At 69.4% G+C, this 25606-nt stretch carries 22 protein-coding genes; 10 read left to right on the top strand and 12 right to left on the bottom strand.

Annotated features, from left to right (window positions below; genetic code table 11):
- Positions 1-3 precede the first annotated feature (3 nt).
- Together LXB15_RS06210 and moaA are read right to left on the bottom strand one after the other, a co-directional pair.
- Positions 4-483, bottom strand: coding sequence for a hypothetical protein (locus tag LXB15_RS06210; RefSeq protein ID WP_233951707.1), 480 nt, complete (start codon positions 481-483; stop codon positions 4-6).
- Between the two features lie 4 nt (positions 484-487).
- Positions 488-1531, bottom strand: a complete 1044-nt coding sequence (gene moaA, locus LXB15_RS06215; RefSeq protein WP_233951708.1) for a GTP 3',8-cyclase MoaA — start codon at positions 1529-1531, stop codon at positions 488-490.
- Between the two features lie 117 nt (positions 1532-1648).
- On the opposite strand from moaA, the gene LXB15_RS06220 reads away from it, so the two are divergent.
- On the top strand, positions 1649-2011 hold the full coding sequence (locus LXB15_RS06220) for a gamma-butyrobetaine hydroxylase-like domain-containing protein (RefSeq protein WP_233951709.1): 363 nt from the start codon (positions 1649-1651) through the stop codon (positions 2009-2011).
- 37 nt (positions 2012-2048) lie between these two features.
- Here the strand turns inward: LXB15_RS06220 and LXB15_RS06225 are convergent, their stop codons facing one another.
- The 10 genes from LXB15_RS06225 to LXB15_RS06270 form a co-directional block, all read right to left on the bottom strand.
- Positions 2049-2663 carry a pyridoxamine 5'-phosphate oxidase family protein gene (locus tag LXB15_RS06225; RefSeq protein WP_233951711.1) on the bottom strand — a complete coding sequence of 205 codons (615 nt, stop codon included), beginning with the start codon at positions 2661-2663 and terminating at the stop codon, positions 2049-2051.
- A gap of 32 nt (positions 2664-2695) precedes the next feature.
- On the bottom strand, positions 2696-3427 hold the full coding sequence (locus LXB15_RS06230; RefSeq protein ID WP_233951713.1) for a proteasome-type protease: 732 nt from the start codon (positions 3425-3427) through the stop codon (positions 2696-2698).
- 170 nt (positions 3428-3597) lie between these two features.
- Positions 3598-4545: an alpha-E domain-containing protein gene (locus tag LXB15_RS06235; protein ID WP_233951715.1), complete on the bottom strand. Its 948-nt coding sequence runs from the start codon at positions 4543-4545 to the stop codon at positions 3598-3600.
- Positions 4546-4600: 55 nt separating this feature from the next.
- Positions 4601-5995, bottom strand: coding sequence for a circularly permuted type 2 ATP-grasp protein (locus LXB15_RS06240; protein ID WP_233953073.1), 1395 nt, complete (start codon positions 5993-5995; stop codon positions 4601-4603).
- 174 nt (positions 5996-6169) lie between these two features.
- Entirely contained in the window at positions 6170-7573 is a 1404-nt protein-coding gene (locus LXB15_RS06245) for a PLP-dependent aminotransferase family protein (protein WP_233951717.1), read from the bottom strand.
- Between the two features lie 247 nt (positions 7574-7820).
- Positions 7821-9014, bottom strand: coding sequence for a geranylgeranyl diphosphate reductase (locus LXB15_RS06250; RefSeq protein ID WP_233951718.1), 1194 nt, complete (start codon positions 9012-9014; stop codon positions 7821-7823).
- A gap of 17 nt (positions 9015-9031) precedes the next feature.
- Complete coding sequence (locus LXB15_RS06255; protein WP_233951720.1) at positions 9032-10363, bottom strand: BCD family MFS transporter; 1332 nt, start codon at positions 10361-10363, stop codon at positions 9032-9034.
- Positions 10364-10367: 4 nt separating this feature from the next.
- A complete protein-coding gene (chlG, locus tag LXB15_RS06260; RefSeq protein ID WP_233951722.1) occupies positions 10368-11285 on the bottom strand; it encodes a chlorophyll synthase ChlG in 918 nt (305 codons plus the stop codon).
- Positions 11286-11401: 116 nt separating this feature from the next.
- Complete coding sequence (gene ppsR, locus LXB15_RS06265) at positions 11402-12841, bottom strand: transcriptional regulator PpsR (protein WP_233951723.1); 1440 nt, start codon at positions 12839-12841, stop codon at positions 11402-11404.
- 1 nt (position 12842) lies between these two features.
- Entirely contained in the window at positions 12843-13622 is a 780-nt protein-coding gene (locus LXB15_RS06270; protein WP_233951725.1) for a B12-binding domain-containing protein, read from the bottom strand.
- A gap of 377 nt (positions 13623-13999) precedes the next feature.
- On the opposite strand from LXB15_RS06270, the gene bchF reads away from it, so the two are divergent.
- The 9 genes from bchF to puhB are packed head-to-tail and all read left to right on the top strand — an operon-like array spanning position 14000 to position 25606.
- Positions 14000-14524, top strand: a complete 525-nt coding sequence (gene bchF / locus LXB15_RS06275; RefSeq protein WP_233951727.1) for a 2-vinyl bacteriochlorophyllide hydratase — start codon at positions 14000-14002, stop codon at positions 14522-14524.
- Entirely contained in the window at positions 14521-15810 is a 1290-nt protein-coding gene (locus tag LXB15_RS06280) for a ferredoxin:protochlorophyllide reductase (ATP-dependent) subunit N (RefSeq protein WP_233951729.1), read from the top strand. Before bchF ends, LXB15_RS06280 begins: the two co-directional genes overlap by 4 nt.
- 11 nt (positions 15811-15821) lie before the next feature.
- On the top strand, positions 15822-17378 hold the full coding sequence (bchB, locus tag LXB15_RS06285; protein WP_233951731.1) for a ferredoxin:protochlorophyllide reductase (ATP-dependent) subunit B: 1557 nt from the start codon (positions 15822-15824) through the stop codon (positions 17376-17378).
- Entirely contained in the window at positions 17350-21093 is a 3744-nt protein-coding gene (locus LXB15_RS06290) for a magnesium chelatase subunit H (RefSeq protein WP_233951733.1), read from the top strand. Before bchB ends, LXB15_RS06290 begins: the two co-directional genes overlap by 29 nt.
- Entirely contained in the window at positions 21090-22001 is a 912-nt protein-coding gene (bchL, locus tag LXB15_RS06295; protein WP_233951734.1) for a ferredoxin:protochlorophyllide reductase (ATP-dependent) iron-sulfur ATP-binding protein, read from the top strand. The genes LXB15_RS06290 and bchL overlap by 4 nt, the downstream gene beginning before the upstream one ends.
- Positions 21998-22702, top strand: coding sequence for a magnesium protoporphyrin IX methyltransferase (bchM, locus tag LXB15_RS06300; protein WP_233951736.1), 705 nt, complete (start codon positions 21998-22000; stop codon positions 22700-22702). The genes bchL and bchM overlap by 4 nt, the downstream gene beginning before the upstream one ends.
- Positions 22699-24138, top strand: a complete 1440-nt coding sequence (locus LXB15_RS06305; RefSeq protein ID WP_233951737.1) for a BCD family MFS transporter — start codon at positions 22699-22701, stop codon at positions 24136-24138. Before bchM ends, LXB15_RS06305 begins: the two co-directional genes overlap by 4 nt.
- Before the next feature lie 26 nt (positions 24139-24164).
- Entirely contained in the window at positions 24165-24950 is a 786-nt protein-coding gene (puhA, locus tag LXB15_RS06310) for a photosynthetic reaction center subunit H (RefSeq protein ID WP_233951739.1), read from the top strand.
- Positions 24947-25606: a photosynthetic complex putative assembly protein PuhB gene (puhB, locus tag LXB15_RS06315; RefSeq protein ID WP_233951741.1), complete on the top strand. Its 660-nt coding sequence runs from the start codon at positions 24947-24949 to the stop codon at positions 25604-25606. The genes puhA and puhB overlap by 4 nt, the downstream gene beginning before the upstream one ends.

Genomic DNA, 25606 nt, shown 5'->3' on the forward strand with positions numbered 1-25606 from the left:
GCCTCAGCTGCCGGAAGGGCCGCGCAGCGTCATGGTCACCGGGCCGACGAGCGGATCATAGGTGTCCCGCAGCGACTCGGGGTAGCGGATCGACACCGAGTGGACGAGGTCGCCGCGGAAGATGTAGCGCTCGTAGAAGATGCGGCCGTCACGGTAGCCGGACACGACGACCCACCGCCGGCCGGACCGATCGTAGGTCACGTCGTCGACGGAGCCGCGATCGCGCACCACGGTCCGGGGCGTCTCGCCCGGCTGGCGCGGACGCGCGTAGATGAAGAGCTCCGCGCCCTCGGGCGATGTCCAGCCGAGGCCGTCGCCGTTGGTCGGGGCGGGCAGCTGGTCGGGAAACAGCTCGGCCGGGAAGGTGGCACTCGTGCCGAAGCGTTCGTTGCGGTAGGTCACGTCCTCGGCCAGCGCCGGCGACGCGAGGGAGCAGGCGAAGGCCAGTCCGGCCGCCGCCAGCGAAAGTCGTCGAAGTCTCACCGTTCTATCCTCCGGTCACGCTCATGTGCCGTGAGACCGAAGGTTTCCGCGTGGCGCGGTCGATGACGAAGTCATGGCCCTTCGGCTTGCGGCCGATCGCCTCGTCAATGGCATGCGACAGCAATTCGTTCCCTTCCGAGGCCCGCAGCGGCGCGCGCAGATCGGCGGCGTCTTCCTGGCCGAGGCACATGAACAGCGTGCCGGTGCAGGTGATCCGGACGCGGTTGCAGCTTTCGCAGAAATTGTGGCTCATCGGGGTGATGAAGCCGAGGCGGCCGCCGGTCTCTGCGACCTCGACGTAGCGCGCCGGCCCGCCCGTCTTGTAGGGAATGTCGCGCAGCGTCCAGCGTGCCGCGAGCTCGGCGCGGACCTGGCTGAGCGGCAGGTACTGGTCGGTGCGGTCCTCGTCGATCTCGCCCATCGGCATGGTCTCGATCAGGGTGAGGTCCATGCCCTCGCCATGCGCCCACTCGATCATCGAGGGGATTTCGCCGTCGTTGAAGCCCTTGAGCGCGACGGCGTTGAGCTTGACGCGGATCCCCGCCGCCTGCGCCGCCCTTATGCCGGCCACGACCTTGTCGAGCTCGCCCCAGCGAGTGATCTGGCGGAACTTGTCCGGGTCGAGCGTATCCAGCGAGACGTTGAGGCGCCTCACGCCGCAATCGGCGAGTTCCGGCGCGAAGCGCGCCAGCTGCGAGCCGTTGGTGGTCAGCGTCAGCTCTTCCAGCGCACCGGTCTGCAGATGCCGCGACAGCGAGCGGATCAGGTGCATGATGTTCTTGCGCACCAGCGGCTCGCCGCCGGTGAGCCGCAGCCGTTTGACGCCCTTCTCGACGAAGCAGCTGGCCAGCCGGTCGAGTTCCTCGAGCGTCAGGAGGTCGCGCTTCGGCAGGAACGTCATGTCCTCGGCCATGCAGTAGACACAGCGGAAATCGCAGCGGTCGGTGACCGAGACCCGCAGATAGGTGATACTGCGACCGAACGGATCGATCATCTCCGATCCGTAAGGGAGCTGCGCGGCGGGGTCGAGAAGGCGGGTGATATCCATCGGCCGGAATGTGGAAGTCCCGCCACGCCGGGTCAAGCCGCTAAACGCAGTCGCCGGCGCACAATGCCGAGACCCGCCCGGGTACCGACGACACATGAAGACAGGACCGCATCCGCGATGAACACTTCCGTACCGCCCGAGGAAATCCGGGTCAGCCCCGACCGCCAGACGCTCATCCTGGTGCAGCCGGGCGGCACAAGGGACGAGCTATCGGCCGAGATGCTGCGGGTGATGTCGCCGTCGGCGGAGGTGCAGGGCCATTCGCCGGAACAGCGCAAGACGATCGGCGGCAAGCGCGACGTGCGGATCACCGACGTCAGGCCGATCGGGCGTTACGCGGTGCGCATCGTGTTCGACGACCGCCACGACAGCGGCATCTACTCCTGGAGCTATCTCGCCGAGCTCGCCCGTGATTCGACCCAGCGCTGGCAGACCTATCTGGACGAGCTGGCGGCGAAGGGACTGCGGCGCGAGCCTTGAGCGCCTCGCCCTCGCCGGACCAGGCCTGCCGCCGGGCTCAGTAGATGGTCTGGCGCATCCGCTCGGGATAGGCGGCATCGTAGGCGGCCGCGTCCACCTCGCGGTCGAGCGCGGCGAGGATCTCGCCGGCGCTCGGCAGCCGGCTGCGCTCGATCCGGCTGTCCGGCTCCCAGAGGCGGGAGCGGGCGAGGGCCTTCTGGCACTGGAAATATACCCGCTCGACATGCACCCGCAGCACGGACCGGGGTGCCTTGCCGTCGACGGCGAAGCTGGCGAGCAGGGCGGGATCGACATCGATCTCCGCCGTGCCGTTGACCCGCAGCGTCTCCCCGACGCCCGGCACCAGGAACAGCAGGGCGATGCGGGGATCGGCGATGACGTTGCGCAGCGTGTCGACGCGGTTGTTGCCGCGCCGGTCGGGCAGCAGCAGCGTCCGTGCGTCGGCGACGCTGACGAAGCCGGGGGCGTCGCCGCGCGGCGAGCAGTCGAGGCCGCCGGGACCGGCGCTTGCGACGAGTACGAAAGGTGCGTGCTCGACGAAGGCCCGGTAGTGCGGCGAGAGGTGGTCGATCTCCTTCGCCAGCGAACCTCGCGACGGCTCGCCGTAGACGGCTTCGAGATCGGCGAGGGTGCGCAGGACGGACGTCGTCATGGCGCTGTCTCCTTCTGGCGGCCCGGCAGGCTTCAGCGCTGGAACGGCGGCAGCGCGTCGAAGGCGCTCTTCAGCGCGTCGGACCAGCCTTCCGAGATCGTCTGGTAATAGGGGTCGGTCTTGTCGAAGCGGCGCTTGTAGCCGGCGGTCAGGCTGTCCGCCTCGTAGAACTGCATGTCGATCGGCAGGCCGACGGACAGGTTGGAGCGAATGGTGGAATCGAAGGAGACCAGCAGCAGCTTGGCGCAATCCTCCAGCGACATCTTCGGATCGTAGGTCCGGATGATGATCGGCCGGCCGTATTTGTGCTCGCCGATCTGGAAGAACGGGTTGTCGGCGCCGGCCTCGATGAAGTTGCCCTGCGGATAGATCAGGAAGATCCGCGGCTTGCCGCCCTTGATCTGGCCGCCGAGAATGAACGAGCCGGAGAACATCGCGTCGGCCGACTGGCCGGCGGGGGTGGTGTAGGAGATCACCTCCTTGACGGTCTCACCGACCAGCTTGGCGGTCTGGAACATCGACGGCTGGGTAAGGATCGATGGGTTGCGCTCCGCCGGTGCGAGGCCCCGCTCGTCGAGCAGCGAGATCGTCGCCTGGGTGGTCGCGAGATTGCCGGCGCTGAGCAGGCACAGGAAGCGCTCGCCCGGCACTTCCCAGACCTTCATCTTCGACACGACCGAGATATTGTCGACACCGGCATTGGTGCGGCTGTCGGACATGAAGACCAGGCCCTGGTCCACGGAGAGACCGACGCAGTACGTCATCTGATTTCGAAACCCCCGAATCGCGCCGGACTCGCCGCTTCGCGCACCGCGGATCATTAGCTGACGCAGCAGAAGCCGCAATCGCTGGCGCGCCGATTCACGCAATCTTCGCGCCATTGCGGACGATTTGCCCCGGGGCCGGGCGGCTCTCCCTGCCGACCGGCCGTCGCTCAGGGGTAGAAGCGGTAGCTCTCGGCGATCTCCACGGCGAGACGGTTGTTCTCGACGATGAAGTTTTCGAGGAACTCGTGCAGCCCGCCGTCGATGATCTCCTGCACCGAGGTCTCGGCGAAGCGCCGGTTGAGATTGGCCGCGGTCAGGTGGCACGGATGATGGGATTCGTGGTTGCGGTTGAGGTAGGTCAGGCTCTCCTCCAGCGCCTTGTAGCAATAGGCGAGGGAGCGCGGCATCCGCCGGTTGAGCATCAGGAAGTCGACGATGCTCGCCGCCTGGTAGTCGTTGTTGTACTCCCAAGCGTAGGAGCGATGCGCCGATACCGAGCGCAGGATCGAGATCCAGTGGAAATTGTCGAGCGCCGAGCCGACCGAGGAGTGTCCGGGCAGCAGCACCCAGTATTTCACGTCGAGGATGCGCGCGGTGTTGTCGGCGCGTTCCACGAAGGAACCGGCATTGCAGAAATCGAAGATCTCGTTGCGCAGCATGGTGCCGTAGAAGGCGCCGCGGATCAGCGCCGACTGGCGCTTGACCATGTCGAGCACGGCCGGCAATTCGCGCTGGCTGACCGGCGCGGCGAGTCGCTGCTTCACGATCAGCCAGCTCTCGTTGAGGGTCTCCCAGAGATCACGGGTGAGGGCGGTCCGCACCATGCGGCCATTGCTCCGTGCCGTATCGAAGCACGAGCGGATGCTCGACGGATTGTCGCGGTCGCGTACCAGGAAGTCGATCACCGAGGCGGCCTCGAAGTCGTCGTACTTCCTGAGATAGGCGTTCTCGACGCCGGCCGAGACCAGCACCGACTGCCACTCGTCGGGCTCGGCGGAGAGATTGGTCAGCGAGATGCGCAGGCCCGCTTCCACCAGGCGCGCCATGTTGTCGGCGCGCTCGATGTAGCGGAACATCCAGAACAGCCCGTTGGCGGTGCGTCCGAGTAGAGCCATGATCTAGAGCCTCAGCAGGATGGGATGGTGGATCGGCGCGGTCATCGGGTCGTCGTCAGTCCCGCAGGACCCAGGTGTCCTTGGTGCCGCCGCCCTGGCTGGAGTTCACCACCAGCGAGCCTTCCTTCAGGGCGACGCGCGTAAGCCCGCCCGGGATGATGTGGATCGTGTCGGAGACCAGCACGAAGGGCCGCAGGTCGACATGGCGCGGCGCCAGCCCCTTGTCGGTCAGGATCGGCACGGTAGAGAGCGCCAGCGTCGGCTGGGCGATGTAGTTGCCGGGCCGTTCGCGGAGCTTGGCGGCGAATTCGGCGCATTCGGCCTTGGTGGACGCCGGCCCGACCAGCATGCCGTAGCCGCCCGATCCGTGCACTTCCTTCACGACGAGCTCCGGCAGGTGCTCGAGCACGTAGGCGAGGCTCTCCGCGTCGGCGCAGCGCCAGGTCGGCACGTTCTCCAGCAGCGCCTTGCGGCCGGTGTAGAACTCGACGATCTCCGGCATGTAGGAGTAGATCGCCTTGTCGTCGGCAATGCCGGTCCCCGGTGCGTTGGCGATGGTAATGCCGCCGTTGCGGTAGACTTCCATGATGCCGGGGATGCCGAGTACCGAATCCGGCCGGAACGCCTTCGGGTCGAGATAGGCGTCGTCGACCCGGCGATAGAGCACGTCGATCGGGGTGTAGCCCTCGGTGGTGCGCATCTGGATGCGGCCGTCGATCTCGCGGACGTCGGAGCCCTCGATCAGCTCGACGCCCATCTGGTCGGCAAGGAAGGCGTGCTCGTAATAGGCCGAGTTGTGGATGCCGGGAGTGAGCACGGCGACGACCGGCTTGCCCTTGCAGGCCGGCGGCGCCACCGCCGCCAGCGAGCGGCGCAGATGGTGCGGATAGGTCTCCACCGGCCGCACGCGGTTCTGCGCGAACAGCTCGGGAAACATCTGCATCATCGTCTCGCGGTTCTCGATCATGTACGAGACGCCGGAGGGCGTGCGGGCATTGTCCTCGAGCACGTAGAACTCGTTCTCGGCGACCTGGACGATGTCGGTGCCGATGATGTGGGTATAGACGCCGCCGGGCGGCCGGAACCCCTCCATCTCGGGCAAATAGGCCTCGTTGCCGGTGATCAGGCTCAGCGGCAGCTTGCCGGCCTTCACGATCTCCTGGTCGTGGTAGATGTCGTCGAGGAACGCGTTGAGCGCCTGGACCCGCTGTTCGATGCCCTCGGCCAGACGGTCCCACTCGGCCTTGGCGATGATTCGCGGCACGAGATCAAAGGGGATCAGGCGCTCGGCCGCTTCCTCGTCGCCGTAGACGTTGAAGGTGATGCCGGTGCGGCGGAAGAACTCTTCCGCCTCGTGCGCCTTGGCGCCGAGTTCCTCTGTATTCTGGGCGCAGAACCATTCGTGGAAGCGTTGATAGGGCTGACGGACCGTTCCGTCAGCCAGCAGCATGTCATCGAATGGCTTCACCGTGGCCCTCCAGCTCGTTCGTACCCTCCTAAAGAGAAAGCCGGGGGCCGGAAAAGCAAGCCTTTCGAAAGGACGGGTTGCAGATTGCCGCTTCAATGCGCAGCCTGGTGGCGCGATTGCGGTCCTCGAAGGCAGGATCGGACGGGCGCGCCTCGTTCAGGTGCGGATCCCGAGGCCGGCCAGGATGCGAAGGGCCTCGCCGAGATCGTTCCGGGTGGCCGGGGCGGTCAGGCAGATTCGGATTCGCGCCGCGGATCGCCGCCCGGCCGCGAAGGTGCTGGCGGACACCACGCCGACGCCAGCTGCCCGGCACCGGCCGACCACCGCCTCCGGGTCGTCATCAACGCGCAGCCAGGCATGCGGCGCCGGCGGCTGGTCGCTCGGACCCAGCGCGGCGAGCATCTGGCGCCAGCGAGCAGCGATCTCGGTCCGCTGCCATTCGACCCGCTGGCGGGCAAAGCCGCTGTCGATCCAATTCGAGCCGATCAGCATCGAGAACGGCGCCATGAGCCACGTCGTCAGATGCAGGTTTTCCTGGAGCTTCCCGAGGCTGCCGTCGTCCCCGGCGACGAACCCGAATCGCAGTCCCGGCAGCACCGACTGCGACAGGCCCGAGACGATGACGCCCCGGGGGCCGAGGTCGCGCGACAGCGGCGGCAGGTCGCCCAGCGGCCCGTAGACGTCGTCCTCGACGACAGTGAGGTCGTGGCGCGCCGCCACGGCCGCGACCGCTCGCCGCCGCTGTTCGCTCATCACCGCACCGGTGGGGTTCTGCAGGGTGGGGACGAGGATGGCGATCCGCGCGGCGGAGCCGCCGGCCGCGGCCTCGAGCCCGGCCGGCGTCACCCCCTCGCCATCCTGCTCGACCGGGACAAGACGCAGGCGCAGCTGCCGGGCGAGGATCTTGATTCCCGGAAATGTGAACGATTCCACGAGGATCGGATCGCCGGGCCGGGTCTTCTCCAGCAGCAGCGCCTGCAGCGCCGCGTGGGCGCCGGCGCACGGGACGATGACCTTCGGTTGCCGCTCCATGCCGCGCCACGCCAGCCAGTCCGCGATGGCACGGCGGGTGCGTTCGACCAGGCGCGGCGGCGGATAACCGGCAAGGTCCGCATGATCGCGCGGCGTCAGAGCGGCCAGCGCCGCCGCCAGGGCATCGTCGCCCGGCGGGGCGGCGGGCACCGTGGTGGAGAGATCGTAGACCGGCGGCGCCGGCAGCTGCGAGGCGAAGACCGGAGCCTCGGCGCCGGAGCCCAGGACATAGGTGCCACGCCCGACCTCCCCGCCGACAAGCCGCTGGCGGGCCGCTTCCTGATAGGCGCGGCTGACGGTGGAGAGCTTGACGTTGAGCGCGGTCGCCAGCTCGCGCTGCGCCGGCAGGCGGTCGCCCGGCCGGAGCGTGCCCGCCACGATGTCGCTGACCAGCTGGTCGACGATCTGCCGGTAACGGACGTCGCCGTTCTCTAGTTGTGGCTTCCACATGGGATCAGTGAGTTCGCGACAGAAGGGATACTGGCCTGCGGGGCCAATAGAATCCAGAATTCTGCCGTATACTGTCATCCCTCCCGCTTGCGCGGCAAGTTGCGGCAACCCTGCAGATTTCAGTAATTGCTGTCCTATGCGCGTATGACTACAGACAGCCGCCGCTTTATTACAATATCGTGATCGGCCGGTAGAAGCGCGGCGCGCGATGGCCGCGGCATGTCGAATACCGGAAGGTCTGCGCGGGATGCGCGGCGGTCGGGCCAGCTGTCGGCGGGTCAGCCTTCGCGCCGCCGTTGCGGCAGGGTCTCGCGGCGCCGGGCGGTCAGGGCGAGACCAGGCGAAGCAGGTGCGCCAGGTCCTTGAAGAAGATTCGGGCATGCGCGGCGGGACGGGCCCGCACCAGCTTCTTGTTCATGTAGGCCTCCCAGGTCAGGCGCTGCACGTCCTTGTCGCGGCAGATCGCGACGAAGCGTTCGCGCTGCCGGTCCGAGCGGTACCAGAAGGTCTGCATGATGCCGAGTATCCAGAACACCCGGCCGTGCTCGCGCATGAAGGCCTTGCGTGCCGCCGCCAGTGCCTTCGGCTCGCCGGTGGCGAGGAAGGCCAGCCCGGCCTCGGCAACCATCCGGGCGCTGATCATGGCGTAATAGATGCCTTCGCCGGAGGCCGGCGCCACGACCCCGGCGGCGTCGCCGGCCAGTACGACGTCGCGGCCGTTGTCCCATCGCTTCAGCGGCTTCAGCGGGATCGGGGCGCCCTCGCGGCGGATCGTCTCGACGTTGTCGAGACCCGCGGCAGCTCTGAGCCGGGCGACGGCTGGGCGCAGCCCGTAGCCCTTCTCGGCGCTGCCGGTGCCGATGCTGGTCGTCGCCCCGTGCGGAAACACCCAGCCGTAGAAGTCCGGCGAGATCGTGCCCTGGTAGTAGACGTCGCAGCGGCGGGGGTCGAAATCGGCCGCCGCTGCGGCCGGGGACCGGACGATCTCGTGATAGGCGAAGACGAAGGGCATCCGGTCGGCGCCCCTGATGGCCTGCCGGCCGACGGCGGAGCGCGCGCCGTCGGCGCCGATCACCAGCCGCGCCGCGACGGCGCCGGGCGCCGCGTCCCGCGCGGCGCCGCGCAGGCGGTAGCGCACGACGGCGCCGCCATCGGCGTCCCGCTCGATCCGCTCGAAGGTGCCGGTGACCCGCCGCGCGCCGGCGGCGGCGGCGCGTACCCGCAGCCATTCGTCGAAATGCTCGCGGTCGACCATGCCGACATAGCCGCCGCCCTCGATCGGCATCGGCACGCGCCGTTCCGACGGCGCGATCATCCGGGCCGAGCCGATGCGCGCGACGATGAGCTCGGATGGGATGTCGAAATCGCTGACCAGCCGTGGCGGGATGGCACCGCCGCACGGCTTGATCCGCCCGTCGCGATCGAGCAGCACGACGGACCTGCCGGCCCGCGCGAGCATCTCAGCGGCGGTTGCGCCCGCCGGGCCGCCGCCCACCACCACCACATCCACGCTGTCCATGCCGTCGCTCCCCTGGTTCATGCGGGCACGGCCCGGTCGTTGCGGCTGCCCGACCGCGGCGTGACGGTGCTGGTCCCGGGTACCGCGATGGCGCCGAGGGCAAGGGCTGCCGAGACCAGGAACAGCGCCGCCTCGAGGCCGAAGACGATGCCGTAGGCAGCGTCGGCCCGGCCGACCAGCGCGGCTGCGGCATCGACGAGGGCGGTGCCGGCAAAGCCGCCGGCACCGAAGGCGATCGCCTGCGCCGCGCCCCAGAGGCCCATCCGCACGCCTTCCCGGGCGTTCCTGCCGTTGCCGGCGAGCGCCATCATCGACCCGATCGCCGCCACCGCGAAGACGCCGTTGCAGACGCCGAGCGCGAACACCGTCTCGCGCAGCGCCAAGCCGCCTGGCGCAGCACTGCCGGCGGCGAGCATCGCCAGGCTGGCGGCGGAGCCGACGCAGCCGAGCACGCAGAAGCCGCGCAGCAGTCCGGGGAAGCGGCGGGAGAGCCAGGCACCGGCGAGGGCGACCAGCACCATGCCGACGACGACGCCGCCGTGCTGGACGCTGGACAATTGCGTCGTCTCGCCGGGCGTCATCGCGAAGACGAGGCCCGCGAAAGGCTCGAGGACGAGGTCCTGGGCGCTGTAGGCGAGCATCGAGATGAAGACGAAGATGGTGAAGCGTCGGGTCTGCCGCTCCTGCCAGACTTCGGCGAATGCCGTGCGAAAGTCCGGCCGCACCTGGGGTTCGGGCGCCCGGGCGGGCCTGGCTGGCTCGATCCCGCGCACCGCGACGACCGCGAGAAGCATCGCCGTTGCGGCGACGACCGCCGTCACGACGACGAGCCGCAGCGACGAGTACGGATCGAGGAAACTGCCGGCGAGGCCGGTGGTCACGGCAAAGCCGGCGATCATCATGATCCAGATCAGCGTCGCCGCGGGTGCGCGCCGGGCGGGCGCGACGCTGGTCGCGACGAGGGTCAGGAGATTGGTCCCGGCGGCGCCGACCCCGGCGCCGATCAGCAGGAAGGCGAAAGCCGCAGCGATCGCCCCGGCGGCCGGCGAGACCGACATCAGCGCTGTCGCGGTGGCGGCTCCCACCGTGCCCACCGCCAGTACCGCCATGCCGCCGATGATCCAGGGAGTGCGCCGCCGGCCGCCATCGGCGCCGTGGCCGAAGCGGGGGCGGAGCATCTGGACGGCATAGTGCAGCGCCACCAGCGCGCCGGGCAGCATCGCCGGCAGTGCCAGTTCCACCACCATCACCCGGTTCATCGTCGCGGTGGTCAGCACGACCATGGCGCCGAGGGCCGTCTGGACCAGAGCGAGGCGGACGATCTGCAGCCAGGACAGTCCCGCCGGCATCGCGTCAGCCTCCGATCACGCTGCTGACGGCGAAGGCCGAGACCATCATGCCGGCGACGTAGAGGCTGGTCCCGGTGGCGTTGTACCAAGGGGCCCGCAGGCGGGGTGCCGCGAGCAGCCGGCGCATCAGCACCAGCTGGGCGGCGACCAGCCCGGCGACGGCCAGGGCATAGAACCCCGCCGACCAGACAAGGAGAAGCGCGACGACCAGCAGCTGCGGCAGCAGCATGACGACGCAGGCGAGGATCGCCGCGGTGGTCACGCCGTACTGGACCGGCAGGGTGCGGACGCCGAGCGCCGTATCGCCTTCGACCGACTTGAAGTCGTTGAGGGTCATGATCCCGTGCGCGCCGATGCTGTAGAGGGCGGCGAGCAGGATGATCCGTCCGTCGGGCAGGCCGCCCGCCACCACGGCCGCGCCGGTGAACCAGGCGAGTCCTTCATAGGCGATGGCAACGGCGGCGTTGCCCCACCAGCCGTTGCGCTTGAGGCGGAAGGGCGGGGCGCTGTAGGCCCAGGCGAGGGCGCAGCCGGCAATCGCCGCCGCCAGTACCCAGGAACCGAGCATGGCTGCGACGGCGAGCGACAGCAGGGTCCAGGCGATGGCGAGATGGAGGGCCGAACGACCCGGCATGCGGCCGGAGGGGATCGGCCGCTGCGGCTCGTTGATGGCGTCGACGTGCCGGTCGAACCAGTCGTTGACCGCCTGGCTGGCGCCGCAGAGCAGCGGGCCGGACAGGACGATCCCGGCGACGACCACCCAGAATGCCGAACTGTCGGCCCCCGCCGACGAGCGCGCCGAGATGGCGCCGCAGCCGAAGGCCCACATCGGGGCGAACCAGGTAATCGGCTTCAGCAGCTCAAGCGCCGCCGAGGCGGTGGGACGCGTCTGCCGGGGAGCGTCGAGAGTGATGCGGCTCATGCACCGACGCTATGCGGGGCAGGACCATGTGTCAATCAGACTTGACACACTCCCGCTTCGATCACGGCAAAAGTGTCAATCGAGATGTTCAGTCGGCGACAGGCGGGTGTTGCGCGTTAGCCGGGGGCATCCTCGCCCGGGTCGGGCGCCGGGTCGCCGATGCCGTAGCGCCGCAGCTTGGAGTACAGACTCTGGCGGCTGAGCCCCAGCATCTCGGCGGCCGAGGCGCGGTTGTTGCGGGTCAGGTCGAGGGCCGCCTCGATGCACAGCTGCTCGATGATGTCGGCGGTCTCGCGGACGATCTCGCGCAGCGGCACCCGGCCGACCAGGCCGGTCATGTCGTTGGCCGACCGCAGCGGCTGGGCCGCCGATACCAGCTGTGCAGCGCGCGCCGTCCGGCGCAGCGAGAAGCCGTAGAACTGCTGCCCGCCCTCCTTCAGCACCGAACCGCTGAGCTCCACGTCCACCGTGCCGCCGTGCTGGGTGTGCAGCACGGTGCCAAAGCTGCGGACGACGCCCTCGGCGTCGACGGCGGTCTTCACCACCGCCATCTCGACGCCGCGCCGGCCGACGATGTCGCCCAGCGGCTTGCCCGCCGCCTGGCGCCCGGTGGCGATTTCCGCGAGATCGAGGAAACTCTCGTTCGCCGCGACGATCTTCAGGTCGTTGTCGACGACCACGATCGCGTCCGGCAGTTCGCGTCCGGCCTTGGCGATCAGGTCATGGGCGCCCGGCGACAGGCTGTCGGCGCCGGTGCGCCCGAAGCGGATGGCCAGGCGCGTCGCGCCATGCTGGCGATAGAAGCGGGCTGAGATTGCGGTGGCGCTGTCGTCGTCGCGCAGGGCAAGGTCGGCGGCCTCAATGTCGCCGGAGGCGCGGGCAGCGGCGACGAGCCGGTCGAGGTCGCGGATGCTGCGCTCGGCAAACAGCGACTCGATCGCGGCGCCGGCGACCTGGCGGCCGTCGCTCTCCAGCAATCGCCGCGCCGCCGAGTTCGCCTCGAGGATCTTGCCGCTCGCCGCATCGGCAATGACGATGGCGTCGGAAGAGGTGTCGAAGAAGACGCGATACTGGGATTCGGCGTTCTGCAGGCGGGCATAGTCGCTCTCGATCGCCAGCTGCGTCTCGACCAGCTTCTGCTGCAGGATCGAGATCGTCCGCATGTCCCTGCCGAGCGCGAGGCGCGCGTCGTCCCGGGTCAGCGACAGCATCGCGTAGCTGATCGGCAGGTCCGGGCCGCTCGGCATCGGGTGGTTGATCTCGCGGCGGGGCGCGGCTTCGCCGGGTTCGCGGTCGGACAGCATCCGCCCGACCTTCGCGCGGCACTCGACTGTCACGACGTCGACGAAAGCCTTGCCGATCCAGCTGGCGGGAACGTCGCCGAACAGTTCGGCGTCGCGCACCGCGACGTCGGTGATGACCCCCTTACCGTCGATCAGCAGCGCAAGGTCGGTCGACGCCGTCACCATGTTGGCGACGAGCGTTGCTTCCAGATTGGCGAAGGAACGTCCGGGGTCCGAGAAGGCGCTGCCGGAATTGGAATAATTGATTCCCATATTACCCGCTATCTATGCCAAGTCCCTCCGGGATTGACCGGCAACCGCTCACTGCGCAATCTCGGCGCGGGCACAGAATATCCGCCTTTGCGATGGCTGCAAGCGCATCCGTCTCCACCAGATCCGCGCCGTAGCGCTCTAGCGGCTCCTGCGTCGCCTGGAAAGCCCAGCCGCCCAGAAACACCCGCAAGTCGGCAGACAGGGCGGCGGCACGCAGCGACGCCACGGATTCGCCGATGCCGACGAGCATCCGCTCGCTGCCGACGCTGAGGCCGATCGCATCGAACTGCTGGGTCGAGACGTCGTGGTGCAGCTCTTCCCATGTGGCGGCGGGCTCGACCAGCGTCGCCCAGCCCGCCCGCAGGAACATTTCCGCCAGGACGAACAGGCCGAACGTGTGCTGCTCGCCGGGAACCGGTGCCAGCAGCAGGCGCCGCGTGGTCCGGGGGGTGGCCAGGGCGAGTTCGCTCGCCAGGCGGCGCATCAGCTGCTGCAGGTGCGCCGACTTGGTGGTGACGTCGACGAAGCTCAGCCGGTCCTCCTCCCAGAGAACCCCGATCTGCCGGATCGTCGGCGCCATGACGTTGAGAAAGATCGCGTCGAGATCGAGCCCTTCCTCGACCAGCCCGACGAGATACTCCCACTGCGCCTCGTGGCGGTCGGAAAGCACGAGGCCGAGAAAGCGGTCGGCATGCGCCCGTCGCCGAAGCGTTTCGACTGCCGCCGAGGTGGCGCGAGGCATGTCGTGCGCATCGTAGAGGCGCGGGATGACGATCGACACGATCGCCTGCGCGAGGCGGTGCTCCCATCCGCTCTCCGGCGGCGACAAGGGTCGGCCCGCGAGCGGGCCGGAAGCGGCAGGAGTGTCAACCGGACTGGACGCATATCGAGGGCGGGATGGCGTCGCAGCGTGAGCGCGGCCCAGCCCATTCTCACGCAGACTGCCAGCCATCGGTCCCTCCCTCCGGCATGTTGGATTACTTCGAATGCCGGAGGGTTGCCTGAATTCCGGTGCCCACCGATGCTTTTGTTCTTTCCTCCCGTCAAATGTCCCTCAATCCGCCGGCGATTGCAACGTCCGGATGACAGCTCGGTGTAAAGTTTTTTGAGCGTCAATTTTACTTGACACATTGAGGGCGGGCACCGCAGACTTCCCTCATGCAGCAGCCTCAGCCCAGTGCCCGTTTTGAGACGCCATCGGCTCCCTCCAGGTCCGGCGCGCTTTACACGGAGGCCGAGCGGGCAAGGCGCGACGCCTCCGTCTGGACCCTCGTCCAGGGCATCCTCGCGCCGCTGCAGTTCCTGGTCTTCCTGGTCAGCCTGGGGCTGGTGCTGCGGTGCCTCGCCACCGGCGAGGGCGCGTCGGCCGCCGCCGCCTCGGTCGTGGTCAAGACGCTGGTCCTCTACGCCATCATGATCACCGGCTCGATCTGGGAGAAGGCGGTGTTCGGCCGCTATCTCTTTGCACCGGCGTTCTTCTGGGAAGACGTCGTCTCGATGCTCGTGCTGGCGCTGCACACGCTGTACCTGGCGATGCTGCTGTCCGGCTCGGGTACGCTGACCGAGCAACTGGCCGTGGCGCTCGCCGCCTATGCGGCCTACGCGGTCAATGCGACTCAATTCCTCCTGAAGCTGCGCGCGGCGCGGCTGGGGCGGCCGGCGCTCCGGGCGGTGACGCCATGACCGCCGTGGTGCATCCCGCTGCCCGGGCGGACTCCGTCGCCGGCTGTGCCGATCGCCCGGTATTGCGGGAGCGCGGGCAGCGCGAGGTGTTCTGCGGGCTGACGGGCATCGTCTGGCTGCACCGCAAGATCCAGGACGCGTTCTTCCTGGTCGTCGGCTCGCGCACCTGCGCCCATCTCATCCAGTCCGCCGCCGGCGTGATGATCTTCGCCGAGCCGCGCTTCGCCACCGCCGTCATGGAAGAGCGCGACCTTGCGGGCCTCGCCGACGCCAACGAGGAGCTTGACCGCATCGTCTCTCGGCTGGTCGAGCGCCGGCCGGACATCAAGATGCTGTTCCTCGTCGGGTCGTGCCCGTCCGAGGTGATCAAGCTCGACCTGTCGCGCGCGGCCGCCCGCCTGTCGCGCCGATACGCGCCGGACCTGAGGATCCTCAACTATTCCGGCTCCGGCATCGAGACGACCTTCACGCAGGGCGAGGACCGCTGCCTGGCCGCGCTGGTGCCCGAGCTGCCGGCCGCGACCACGACGCCGCAGCTCCTCGTCGTCGGCGCACTCGCCGACGTGGTCGAGGACCAGTTCGCCCGGCTGTTCGCCGCGATGGGCCTCGACGACGTGCGGTTCCTGCCGCCCCGCCAGTCGCGCGACCTGCCGCCGGTCGGGCCGGGGACGCGCTATCTTCTCGCCCAGCCGTTTCTCGGCGAAACCGCCCGCGCGCTCGACGAGCGCGGCGCGATGCATCTGCCGGCGCCGTTCCCGATGGGCGCCGAGGGCACGACGAAATGGCTGAAGGCGGGTGCCGATGCGTTCGGCGTCGACCCGATGCGCTTCCGCTCGGCGACGGCCGCCGCCGAGGCACGAGCCCGGCAAGCGCTCGCCGCCCATCGGGGCAGCCTCGAAGGCCGGCGGATCTTCTTCTTCCCCGACTCGCAGCTGGAAATCCCGCTCGCCCGGATGCTGTCGCGCGAGCTGGGCATGCGCCTCACCGAGATCGGCACGCCTTATCTGCATCGCCAGCATCTGGCCGAGGAACTTGCGCTGCTGCCGGAGGACGTCCTCCTGTCGGAGGGCCAGGATGTCGACCGGCAGCTCGACCGGGCGCGGGCCGAGCGCCCCGACCTCACGGTCTGCGGCCTGGGTCTCGCCAATCCGCTCGAGGCGGAGGGGCTGACGACCAAATGGTCGATCGAACTGCTGTTCACGCCGATCCAGGGCTACGAGCAGGCCGGCGATCTCGCCGCCTTGTTCGCCCGGCCGTTCGATCGGCAGACGCGGCTGCGGGTCTGAGGGAGGCGGCGATGCAACTCACCGTCTGGACCTACGAGGGACCGCCGCATGTCGGGGCGATGCGCATCGCCACCGCGATGGAGGGCGTCCACTACGTCCTGCACGCGCCGCAGGGCGACACCTATGCCGACCTGCTGTTCACGATGATCGAGCGCCGCGACAGGCGCCCGCCGGTCACCTACACGACCTTCGAGGCCCGCGACCTCGGCTCCGACACCGCGGCGCTGTTCCAGCAGACGCTGGCCGACGCCTATGAGCGCTTCCGCCCCGAGGCGATGCTGGTCGGCGCCTCCTGCACGGCCGAGCTGATCCAGGACGATCCGGGCGGTCTCGCCAAGGCGGCCGGCCTGCCGGTGCCGGTGATCGCGCTCGAGCTGCCGTCCTACCAGCGCAAGGAGAACTGGGGCGCGGCGGAGACCTTTTACCAGCTGGTCCGCACGCTCGCCGCGCCGGCGCCGGAAGAGGGATCGGCCTCGGCGGATCGCCCGGCGCGCCAGCGACCGCTCTGCAACATCCTCGGGCCGACGGCGCTCGGCTTCCGGCATCGCGACGATCTCGCCGAGATCCGCGCCTTGCTTGCCTCCCTCGGCGTCGATGTCGGGGTGGTGGCGCCGCTCGGCGCGACGCCGGCGGACCTCGCCAGGCTCGGCGAGGCGGATTTCAACGTCGTCCTCTATCCGGAGATCGCCGGCGTCGCCGCAAAATGGCTGAAGCGGACCTTCGGCCAGGAATTCACCACGGTCGTACCGATTGGCGTCGGCGCGACACGCGAGTTCATCGCCGAGATCCGCCAGCTGGCCGGCATTGCCGCCGGGGCGCCGCTCGCCGACACCCGGCTGCCGTGGTTCTCGCGCTCGGTCGATTCCAGCTACCTCACCGGCAAGCGCGTCTTCGTCTTCGGGGACGCGACACATGCCATGGCCGCGGCCCGGATGGCGACCGAGGAATTCGGCTTCACCCTCGTCGGACTGGGCACCTACTCGCGCGAGTTCGCGCGCGAGGTGAGGGCGGTCGCCGAGGCGCACGGGCTGACGGCGCTGATCACCGACGACTATCTCGAGGTCGAGGAGGCGATCGCGGCGCTGCAGCCCGAGCTCGTGCTCGGCACGCAGATGGAGCGCCACATCGCCAAGCGGCTGGGCATCGGCTGCGCGGTCATCTCGGCGCCGGTCCATGTCCAGGACTATCCGGCCCGCCATTCGCCGCAGATGGGCTTCGAGGGCGCCAACGTCCTCTGGGACACTTTCGTGCATCCGCTGGTCATGGGGCTCGAGGAGCACCTGCTCGGCATGTTCCGCGACGATTTCGAGTTCAACGACGCGGCGCGCCCGTCGCATCTCGGCGCCGGCGAACGGGTCGAGCCCGTCGCGCCGGCCGCGGCGCAGGCAGCGGCGGCGACGCTGGAAGCCGCCGGCTGGGGCGCGGATGCCGAGGCCGAACTTCGCAAGATCCCCTTCTTCGTGCGCGGGAAGGCCCGCCGCAACACCGAACGCTTCGCAGCCGAGCGTGGTCTGTCAGAGATCACCGTGGAGACGCTCTATGACGCCAAAGCCCATTTCAGCCGCTGACCCGGCTGCGGCGCGCGGCGGCGACGTCGCCATCCGCATGGTCATCGTGACGCTCGACGGGCACGTCGCCGGGGCCGTGGCGGCGGCGCGGCAGAAGCTGCGGCGGGAACTGCCGGGGCTGGAGCTCGCGGTCCACGCCGCCACCGACTGGAACCGCGATCCGGCAGCCCTCGGCCGCTGCCTCGCCGATATCGCCGCCGCCGACATCGTCTTTGCCGGCATGCTGTTCCTGGAAGACCACATCCTGCCGGTGCTGCCGGCGCTGCAGGCCCGCCGCGACCATTGCGACGCCATGGTCTGCGCCATGTCCGGCGCCGAAATCGTCCGGCTGACGCGGCTCGGCCGCTTCGACATGAGCGCCCGGAGCGGCGGCGCGATGTCGCTGCTCAAGCGGCTGCGCGGGGCCCGCAAGACCAAGGGAGAGGGGTCCGGCGCCCGGCAGATGGCGATGCTGCGCCGGCTGCCCAAGATCCTCCGCTTCATCCCCGGCACCGCCCAAGATGTGCGGGCCTATTTCCTGATGCTGCAATACTGGCTGGCGGGATCGGACGAGAACATCGCCAACATGGTCCGCTACCTCGTCAGCCGCTATGCCAGCGGGCCGCGTGCCGTGCTGCGCGACCGGGTGTGCCCGGGCGAGCCGCATGTCTATCCGGATGTCGGCCTCTACCATCCGCGGCTGCGCGACCGCATGGCGGTGCGGCTGCAGAGCCTGCCGCCCTCGGAGGGCGAGGCGGGAACGGTCGGCCTCCTGGTGATGCGCTCCTACGTCCTATCCGGCGACACCGGCCACTATGACGGGGTGATCGCGGCGCTGGAGGCGCGCGGGCTGCGGGTCATCGCGGCCTATGCCAGCGGGCTGGATTCGCGTCCCGCCATCGACGCCTATTTCAAGCGCGACGGCAAGCCGACCATCGACGCGATGGTGTCGCTGACCGGCTTCTCGCTGGTCGGCGGCCCGGCCTACAACGACGCGCGGGCGGCCGAGGAAGCGCTGGCCGGGCTCGACGTGCCGTTCATCTCGGCCCAGGCCGTCGAGTTCCAGTCGCTGGACGAATGGCGTGTCTCGCCCGCCGGGCTCACACCGGTGGAATCGACGATCATGGTGGCGATTCCGGAGATCGACGGGGCCACCGGCACGATGCTGTTCGGCGGCCGCGCCGTCATCCCCGGCTCCGACGGGCACCGCGCGATGACCGCCGAGCCGGACCGCGCCGACATGCTGGCGCGCCGGGTGGCCAAGCTGATCGCGCTCCGCCGCCGGCCCAAGGCGGACCGGCGGATCGCCATCACCATCTTCAACTTCCCGCCGAATGCCGGCAGCGTCGGCACCGCCGCCTATCTGTCGGTCTTCGCGTCGCTGTTCAACACGCTGAAGGCGCTGAAGGCGGACGGCTACGACGTCAGGCTGCCGGCCGGCGTCGACGCGCTGCGCGACTCGATCCTGTTCGGCAATGCCGCGCAGTACGGGGCGCAGGCCAACGTCCATGCCCGCATCAGAGCCGACGACCACGTGCGGCGTGAGCCGCATCTGGCCGAGATCGAGGCGCAGTGGGGACCGGCGCCGGGGCGCCAGCAATCGGACGGCGCGTCGATCTTCGTGCTCGGCCAGGGCTTCGGCAACGTCTTCGTCGGGGTGCAGCCGGCCTTCGGCTACGAGGGCGACCCGATGCGGCTCCTGTTCGAGAAGAGCTTCGCGCCGACGCACGCCTTCTCGGCCTATTACCGCTGGCTGCGCGAGGAATTCCGCGCCGACGCGGTGCTGCATTTCGGCACCCATGGCGCGCTGGAGTTCATGCCCGGCAAGCAGGTGGGCCTGTCCTCGGCCTGCTGGCCGGACCGGCTGATCCAGGACCTGCCGAACATCTATCTCTATGCTGCCAACAACCCGTCGGAGGGCACGATCGCCAAGCGCCGCGCCGCCGCGACGCTGGTCTCGCACCTGACGCCGCCGGTGGCCCATGCCGGGCTCTATCGCGGCCTCGTCGACCTCAAGGCGACGATCGAGCGCTGGCGCCAGACGGCGCCCGATGCCGCCGCCGAGCGGATGGGCCTTGCCGAGACGATCGGCGCGCAGGCGGTCGAACTCGACCTTGTGAAGGTCGGCGACGACGGCCAGGCCGAGGCTTTCGACGTCGAGGCGCTGCGGCTGGCGGTGGCCGAGCTGGAGACGACGCTGATCCCGCATGGCCTGCATGTCGTCGGCGAGACCGTCGCCGATGCCGAGCGGCTCGATCTGCTGTCGGCGGTCGCCGAGATGGCGCTCGGCAGGGAGCCCGATCGTACCGCGTTGGCGCTGCTGTCGGCCGGCGACGAAGGCGCGGCGCTCGCCGCCTGCCTCAAGAGCGATGGCACCGAGCCGGCCCTGGCGGCCGATACGATCGCCTCGCTCATCCGGCTCGATACCGATCTGCGCTGCGACACCGAGCTGACGGCTTTGCTGGCGGCGCTCGACGGGCGGTTCATCCGGCCGGTGGCGGGCGGTGACCTGCTGCGCTCGCCGCAGATCGTGCCGACCGGCCGCAACGTCCACGGCTTCGACCCCTTCCGCATTCCCAGCGCCTTCGCCGTCGCCGACGGCCGGCGCCAGGCGGACCGCATCCTCTCCCGCCATGCCGCCGGCGGCCATGCGCTGCCGGAGAAGATCGCCATCGTCCTGTGGGGCACCGACAACCTCAAGAGCGAGGGCAGCCCGCTCGCCCAGGCGCTGGCGCTGATGGGCGCGACGCCGCGTTATGACGGGTTCGGCCGGCTTGCCGGCGCCGACCTCGTGCCGCTGGAGCTTCTCGGCCGGCCGCGGATCGACGTGCTGATCACCCTGTCGGGCATCTTCCGCGACCTGCTGCCGCTGCAGTCCAAGCTGCTGGCCGAGGCGGCCTTCCTCGCCGCTTCGGCGGACGAGCCGCTGGAGCAGAACTTCGTCCGCAAGCATGCGCTCGCCTATGCCGAGGAGACCGGCTGCGACTTCGAGACCGCGGCGCTGCGCGTCTTCTCCAATGCCGACGGCGCCTACGGCTCGAACGTCAACATGCTGGTCGATTCCGGCGCCTGGTCGGAGGAGGGCGAACTCGCCGCCGCCTATACCCGCCGCAAGTGCTTCGCGGTGGACCGCAAGGGCCGCACCGGCGAACAGGCGGCGCTGCTGAAGGCGTCCTTCGCGCGGGTCGAGATGACCTACCAGAACCTCGAATCGGTGGAACTCGGCGTCACCACGATCGACCACTACTTCGATACGCTGGGCGGCATCAGCCGCGCCGCCACCGAGGCGCGCGGCAGCAGCGTGCCGGTCTATATCGGCGACCAGACCCGCGGCGAGGGCAAGGTCCGCAGCCTAGAGGAGCAGGTGGCGCTCGAGACCCGCACGCGGACGCTCAACCCGAAATGGGTCGAGGCGATGCTCGCCCATGGCTACGAGGGCGTGCGCCAGATCGAGAGCCACGTGACCAACACGCTCGGCTGGTCGGCGACGACCGGCCAGGTTAGCCCCTGGGTCTACAAGCGGCTCGCCGAGACCTTCGTGCTCGATCCCGCCATGCGCGAGCGCCTGGCGGCGCTGAATCCCACCGCGTCGGCCCGGATGGTCGACCGGCTGATCGAGGCGCACGAGCGCCGCTACTGGCTGCCCAGCGACGCCGAGCTCGACGCGCTGCGGGAAGCCGGCGACGAACTCGAGGACCGGCTCGAGGGCATCAAACCCATGGAGGCGGCCGCATGAGCGCGCTGAAGACGACCCTATCGCTGCCGAATGCCCTGCACCGCCGCGAGGACGGCGAGGGCAGCGTCCAGGTGCGGATGGAGAGCAGCCTGAAGATCGAGGGCGCCCTCGTCTTCGCGATCTACGGCAAGGGCGGGATCGGCAAGTCGACGACCTCGTCGAACCTGTCGGTGGCGTTCTCCAAGCTCGGCAAGCGGGTGCTGCAGATCGGCTGCGATCCCAAGCACGATTCCACCTTCACGCTGACCAAGCGGCTGCAGCCGACGGTCATCGACGTGCTGGAATCGGTCAACTTCCACGCCGAGGAACTGCAGCCGGAGGACTTCGTCTTCGAGGGCTACAACGGCGTGATGTGCGTCGAGGCGGGCGGGCCGCCCGCCGGCACCGGCTGCGGCGGCTATGTCGTCGGCCAGACGGTGAAGCTCCTCAAGGAGCATCACCTGCTGGAGGACACCGACGTGGTGATCTTCGACGTGCTCGGCGACGTCGTCTGCGGCGGTTTCGCCGCGCCGCTGCAGCATGCCGACCGGGCGCTCGTCGTCACCGCCAACGATTTCGACTCGATCTTCGCCATGAACCGCATCGTCGCGGCAATCCAGGCCAAAGCCAAGAACTACGACGTCCGGCTCGGTGGCGTGATCGCCAACCGCTCGGCGAACACCGACGAGATCGACCGTTTCAACGTCGCCGCCGGGCTGCAGCGGGTGGCGCATTTCCCCGATCTCGACGTCATCCGCAAGAGCCGGCTGAAGAAGTCGACGCTGTTCGAGATGGAAGCCTCGCCCGAACTGGAGGCGGTCCAGAACGAATATCTGCGTCTCGCCGCCTCACTCTATGCCGGCGTGGCTCCAATGGACGGTCGCGCCATGAAGGACCGCGACATCTTCGATTTCCTGGGGTTCGAATGACCGGCGCGGCGACATACGAGACGCGGCGCGGCGAGATCGAAACCTATTTCGATCGCACCGCCGCCGAGACGTGGAAGCGGCTGACCTCGGACGCCAAGCTCGGGCGCATCCGCGCCAGCGTGCGGGCCGGGCGGGACGCCATGCGGGAGGCGCTGCTGGCGCTGCTGCCGGCTGACCTTTCCGGCCGCCGGATCCTCGATGCCGGCTGCGGCACCGGCGCCCTGTCCATCGAGGCAGCGCGGCGCGGCGCGGAAGTGGTGGCCATCGACTTGTCGCCGACGCTGGTCGCGCATGCTGCCGCGCAGGCGGCGGAGGCCGGCCTCGGCGGGCGCATCCGCTTCATCGCCGGCGACATGCTCGACGGGTCGGTTGGACGCTTCGACCACGTCGTCCTGATGGATTCGCTGATCCATTACGACGCTCCCGACGCCGTGGCGGCGCTCGCCACGCTGGCGATGCGGGCGGACGGCTCGATCGTCTTCACCGTCGCCCCGAAGACGCCGGCGCTGACGCTGATGCACATGGCCGGGCGGTTTTTCCCCCGCGCCGACCGCGCGCCGTCCATCGTGCCGATCGAAGCCGGCCGCCTTGCCGCCGGGATCGAGGCGCATCCGGCGCTGGCCGGCTGGGACGTCGGCCGCGACGTCCGGATCACCAGTCTCTTCTACAAGAGCCATGCACGGGAGCTCGTCCGGGCATGAGCGAGACCGTGCGCAACCGCTTCGAGTTCGGCGCCTTCACACGGGCGCTGATGCCGTTTGCGGATGCCGCCACCACCGACCTGCCGCTCGGGCGGCTGCTGCGGCTGTCGCTGTTCCAGGTCTCGGTGGGCCTGACGCTGGTACTGCTCGGCGGCACGCTGAACCGGGTGATGGCGGTGGAGCTCGGCATCCCGCTGTCGGTGATCGCGGTGGCGATGGCGCTGCCGCTGGTGTCCGCCCCGGCGCGGGCTTTGATCGGCTTCAAGTCCGACAACCACCGCTCCTATCTCGGCTGGCGGCGCGTGCCGTATATCTGGTTCGGGTCACTGATCCAGTTCGGCGGCCTGACGCTGATGCCGGTGTCGCTGCTGATCATCGCCGAGGACATGCCGGGGACCGACGGTTTCGGCGAGGCCGGCATGGCGCTGGCCTTCTTCATGGTGGGCGCGGGCCTGCACACGGTGCAGACGGCCGGCCTGGCGCTGGCGATGGACCTCGCCCCGCCGGAGAAACGGCCGCGCGTCGTTGCCATGCTCTACACGACGCTGCTGCTCGGCATGTTCGCCGGCGCCGTGGTGATCGGGCGCCTGCTCGTCGACTTCACGCCGCTCCGCCTCATCCAGATCCTCAACTGGTCGGCGATCCTGACCTGCGCGCTGACCGCCGTCGCGATCTGGAAGCAGGAGCCGCGCCGGCGCGATATCGGCCCCGATACCGCGCCGCCCGAAAAGCCGAAGCTGCGCGAGGCAATCGCCTCGCTGGCCGCCGAACCGGGGCTGATGCGTCTGCTGGTGACGCTGGCCTTCGGCACGGCCGCCTTCGGGATGCAGGACATCCTGCTCGAGCCCTATGGCGGCGAGGTTCTCGGCATGCGGGTCGGTTCGACGACGCTGCTGACGGCGCTGTTCGCGGCCGGCAGCTTCGCCGGCTATCTGGTCGCAGCAAGGGTGCTGGCGCGGGGCGGCAACGTCCATGTCGTGGCCGCCTTCGGTCTGATGCTCGGGCTGCCTGGCTTCTCGGCCGTCATCCTCTCGGCGCCGTTCGGGTCGGTCGGCCTGTTCTGCGCCGGCACCGCCGGGATCGGTCTCGGCGCCGGCCTGTTCTCGGTCTCGATGCTGATCGCCGCGATGGCCATGGCCGGCGAAGGCCGCGCCGGTCTCGTCATGGGTGCCTGGGGCGCCGTCCAGGCAATGGCGCTCGGGCTCGCGGTCGCCATCGGCGGCTTCCTGCGCGACGGCGTCGGCCTGCTCGCCGATGCGGGCTGGCTCGGCGCCGCCTTCAGCGGACCGGCCGCCCCCTACGGCGTCGTCTACCATTTCGAGATCTGCCTCTTGTTCATCACGCTTGCCGCGCTGGGTCCGCTGGTCGTTCCGGCCCGGGTCAAGCCGCGGCCGGCCCCGTCGCCCGGCTTCGGCCTGGCCGACCTGCCCAACTGAATCGTCGCCGCCAGGGAGAGACTGCCATGCCCCTCATCCCCTTCACCGAGCAGTTCGACATTCCGCTGCTGCTCGTCTTCCTGTTCTTCCTGTTCTTCCTCGGCCTCGTCTACTACCTGCGGTCGGAGGACAAGCGCGAAGGCTACCCGCTGGAATCGGACCGCACGCGCGGCACCGGCGGGCGGATGCAGGTGGTCGGCTTCCCGCCGATGCCGTCCCCCAAGGTTTTCCGGCGCTCCGACGGCTCGGTGCAGCTGGCGCCGCGGCCGGCCCGGGAGCGGGAGATCAATGCCATTCCGGCCTATGAATTTCCCGGCGCGCCGCTGCTGCCGCTGGGCGATCCGCTGGTCGACGGCATCGGTCCCGCCTCCTACGCGATGAAGGAGGACGTGCCGGATCTCACCTACGAGGGCACGCTGAAGATCGCGCCGATGCGGAGCAACCCGGAATACCGGATCGCGGCGGGCGACCCCGACCTCGTCGGCATGGCGGTCGTGGCCTCCGATGGCCGGGTGGTCGGCACGGTCGTCGACATCTGGCTCAACGCGGCGGAATATTTCATCCGCTATCTCGAAGTCGAGACCAATCTGGAGGCCGGCGGCCGCCGCATCCTCGCGCCGATCAGCTTCGCCGATATCCGCAATCCGCAGCGTGCCGTGCATTTCGGATCGCTCACCCTCGACCAGTTCGGCCGCGTGCCGGGGCTCGCCAGTCCCGACCAGATCACCCTGCGCGAGGAAGACCGGCTCAACGGCTACTTCGCCGGCGGCTACCTCTATGCCGGGACGTCAGAGAAAGGATTCCTCGCATGAGCATGGCGGAATTCGACGATATCAGCACCGTCCTGCGCCAGGAGGAACTGCCTGCCGGCGAGCGCATGCTCTGGCAGGGCCGGCCCGACTGGTGGCGGCTCGCGCTGGGCGCGTTCCAGCTGAAGGCGGCGGGCGTCTACTTCCTCGCCTTCGCGCTGTGGCGGTTCGGCATGACCTACTGGGAGACCGGCACGCCGCTCGTGGCGGTGCATTCGGTCCTGACGCTCCTGCCGTCACTGGGCCTCGGCGTGTCGCTGGTGATGCTGCTGGCCTATCTTACGGCCCGCGCGACGACCTTCACCATTACCGAGCGGCGGCTGGTGCTGCGCTTCGGCGTCGCGCTGCCGGCCCAGCTCAACGTGCCGCTGAAGGACGTCGAGGCTGCGGCCGTGCGGCTCTACTCGGACGGATCTGGTGACATCCCGTTGACGCTGCCGGACGCCGGGCGCCCGTCCTATTTCCAGCTCTGGCCCTATGCGCGGCCGTGGCGGCTCGGGCGTGCCGAGCCGATGTTGCGCGCCGTGCCGAATGCCGAAGCCGTCGCGCGCCTCCTGTCCGAGGCATTGGTGGCGGCGCAGGGCGGCCAGCGCGTTGCGGTGGTTCCGGCGCAGGCTGAGGCCCGCCCGGTGCCGGCCGGCCAGCCGGCGGCGGTCTGA

This window comes from Aurantimonas sp. HBX-1 (assembly GCF_021391535.1).
Lineage (GTDB): Bacteria > Pseudomonadota > Alphaproteobacteria > Rhizobiales > Rhizobiaceae > Aurantimonas.

Coding starts and splice junctions, on each gene's coding strand:
- LXB15_RS06230 (WP_233951713.1), bottom strand. CDS start 3,427: ATGACGTACTGCGTCGGTCTCTCCGTGGACCAGGGCCTGGTCTTCATG.
- moaA (WP_233951708.1), bottom strand. CDS start 1,531: ATGGATATCACCCGCCTTCTCGACCCCGCCGCGCAGCTCCCTTACGGA.
- puhA (WP_233951739.1), top strand. CDS start 24,165: ATGCCCCTCATCCCCTTCACCGAGCAGTTCGACATTCCGCTGCTGCTC.
- LXB15_RS06245 (WP_233951717.1), bottom strand. CDS start 7,573: ATGACAGTATACGGCAGAATTCTGGATTCTATTGGCCCCGCAGGCCAG.
- LXB15_RS06240 (WP_233953073.1), bottom strand. CDS start 5,995: ATGCTGCTGGCTGACGGAACGGTCCGTCAGCCCTATCAACGCTTCCAC.
- LXB15_RS06225 (WP_233951711.1), bottom strand. CDS start 2,663: ATGACGACGTCCGTCCTGCGCACCCTCGCCGATCTCGAAGCCGTCTAC.
- bchM (WP_233951736.1), top strand. CDS start 21,998: ATGACCGGCGCGGCGACATACGAGACGCGGCGCGGCGAGATCGAAACC.
- LXB15_RS06220 (WP_233951709.1), top strand. CDS start 1,649: ATGAACACTTCCGTACCGCCCGAGGAAATCCGGGTCAGCCCCGACCGC.
- bchF (WP_233951727.1), top strand. CDS start 14,000: ATGCAGCAGCCTCAGCCCAGTGCCCGTTTTGAGACGCCATCGGCTCCC.
- puhB (WP_233951741.1), top strand. CDS start 24,947: ATGAGCATGGCGGAATTCGACGATATCAGCACCGTCCTGCGCCAGGAG.
- LXB15_RS06280 (WP_233951729.1), top strand. CDS start 14,521: ATGACCGCCGTGGTGCATCCCGCTGCCCGGGCGGACTCCGTCGCCGGC.
- bchL (WP_233951734.1), top strand. CDS start 21,090: ATGAGCGCGCTGAAGACGACCCTATCGCTGCCGAATGCCCTGCACCGC.
- bchB (WP_233951731.1), top strand. CDS start 15,822: ATGCAACTCACCGTCTGGACCTACGAGGGACCGCCGCATGTCGGGGCG.
- LXB15_RS06290 (WP_233951733.1), top strand. CDS start 17,350: ATGACGCCAAAGCCCATTTCAGCCGCTGACCCGGCTGCGGCGCGCGGC.
- LXB15_RS06305 (WP_233951737.1), top strand. CDS start 22,699: ATGAGCGAGACCGTGCGCAACCGCTTCGAGTTCGGCGCCTTCACACGG.
- ppsR (WP_233951723.1), bottom strand. CDS start 12,841: ATGGGAATCAATTATTCCAATTCCGGCAGCGCCTTCTCGGACCCCGGA.
- chlG (WP_233951722.1), bottom strand. CDS start 11,285: ATGAGCCGCATCACTCTCGACGCTCCCCGGCAGACGCGTCCCACCGCC.
- LXB15_RS06235 (WP_233951715.1), bottom strand. CDS start 4,545: ATGGCTCTACTCGGACGCACCGCCAACGGGCTGTTCTGGATGTTCCGC.
- LXB15_RS06250 (WP_233951718.1), bottom strand. CDS start 9,014: ATGGACAGCGTGGATGTGGTGGTGGTGGGCGGCGGCCCGGCGGGCGCA.
- LXB15_RS06255 (WP_233951720.1), bottom strand. CDS start 10,363: ATGCCGGCGGGACTGTCCTGGCTGCAGATCGTCCGCCTCGCTCTGGTC.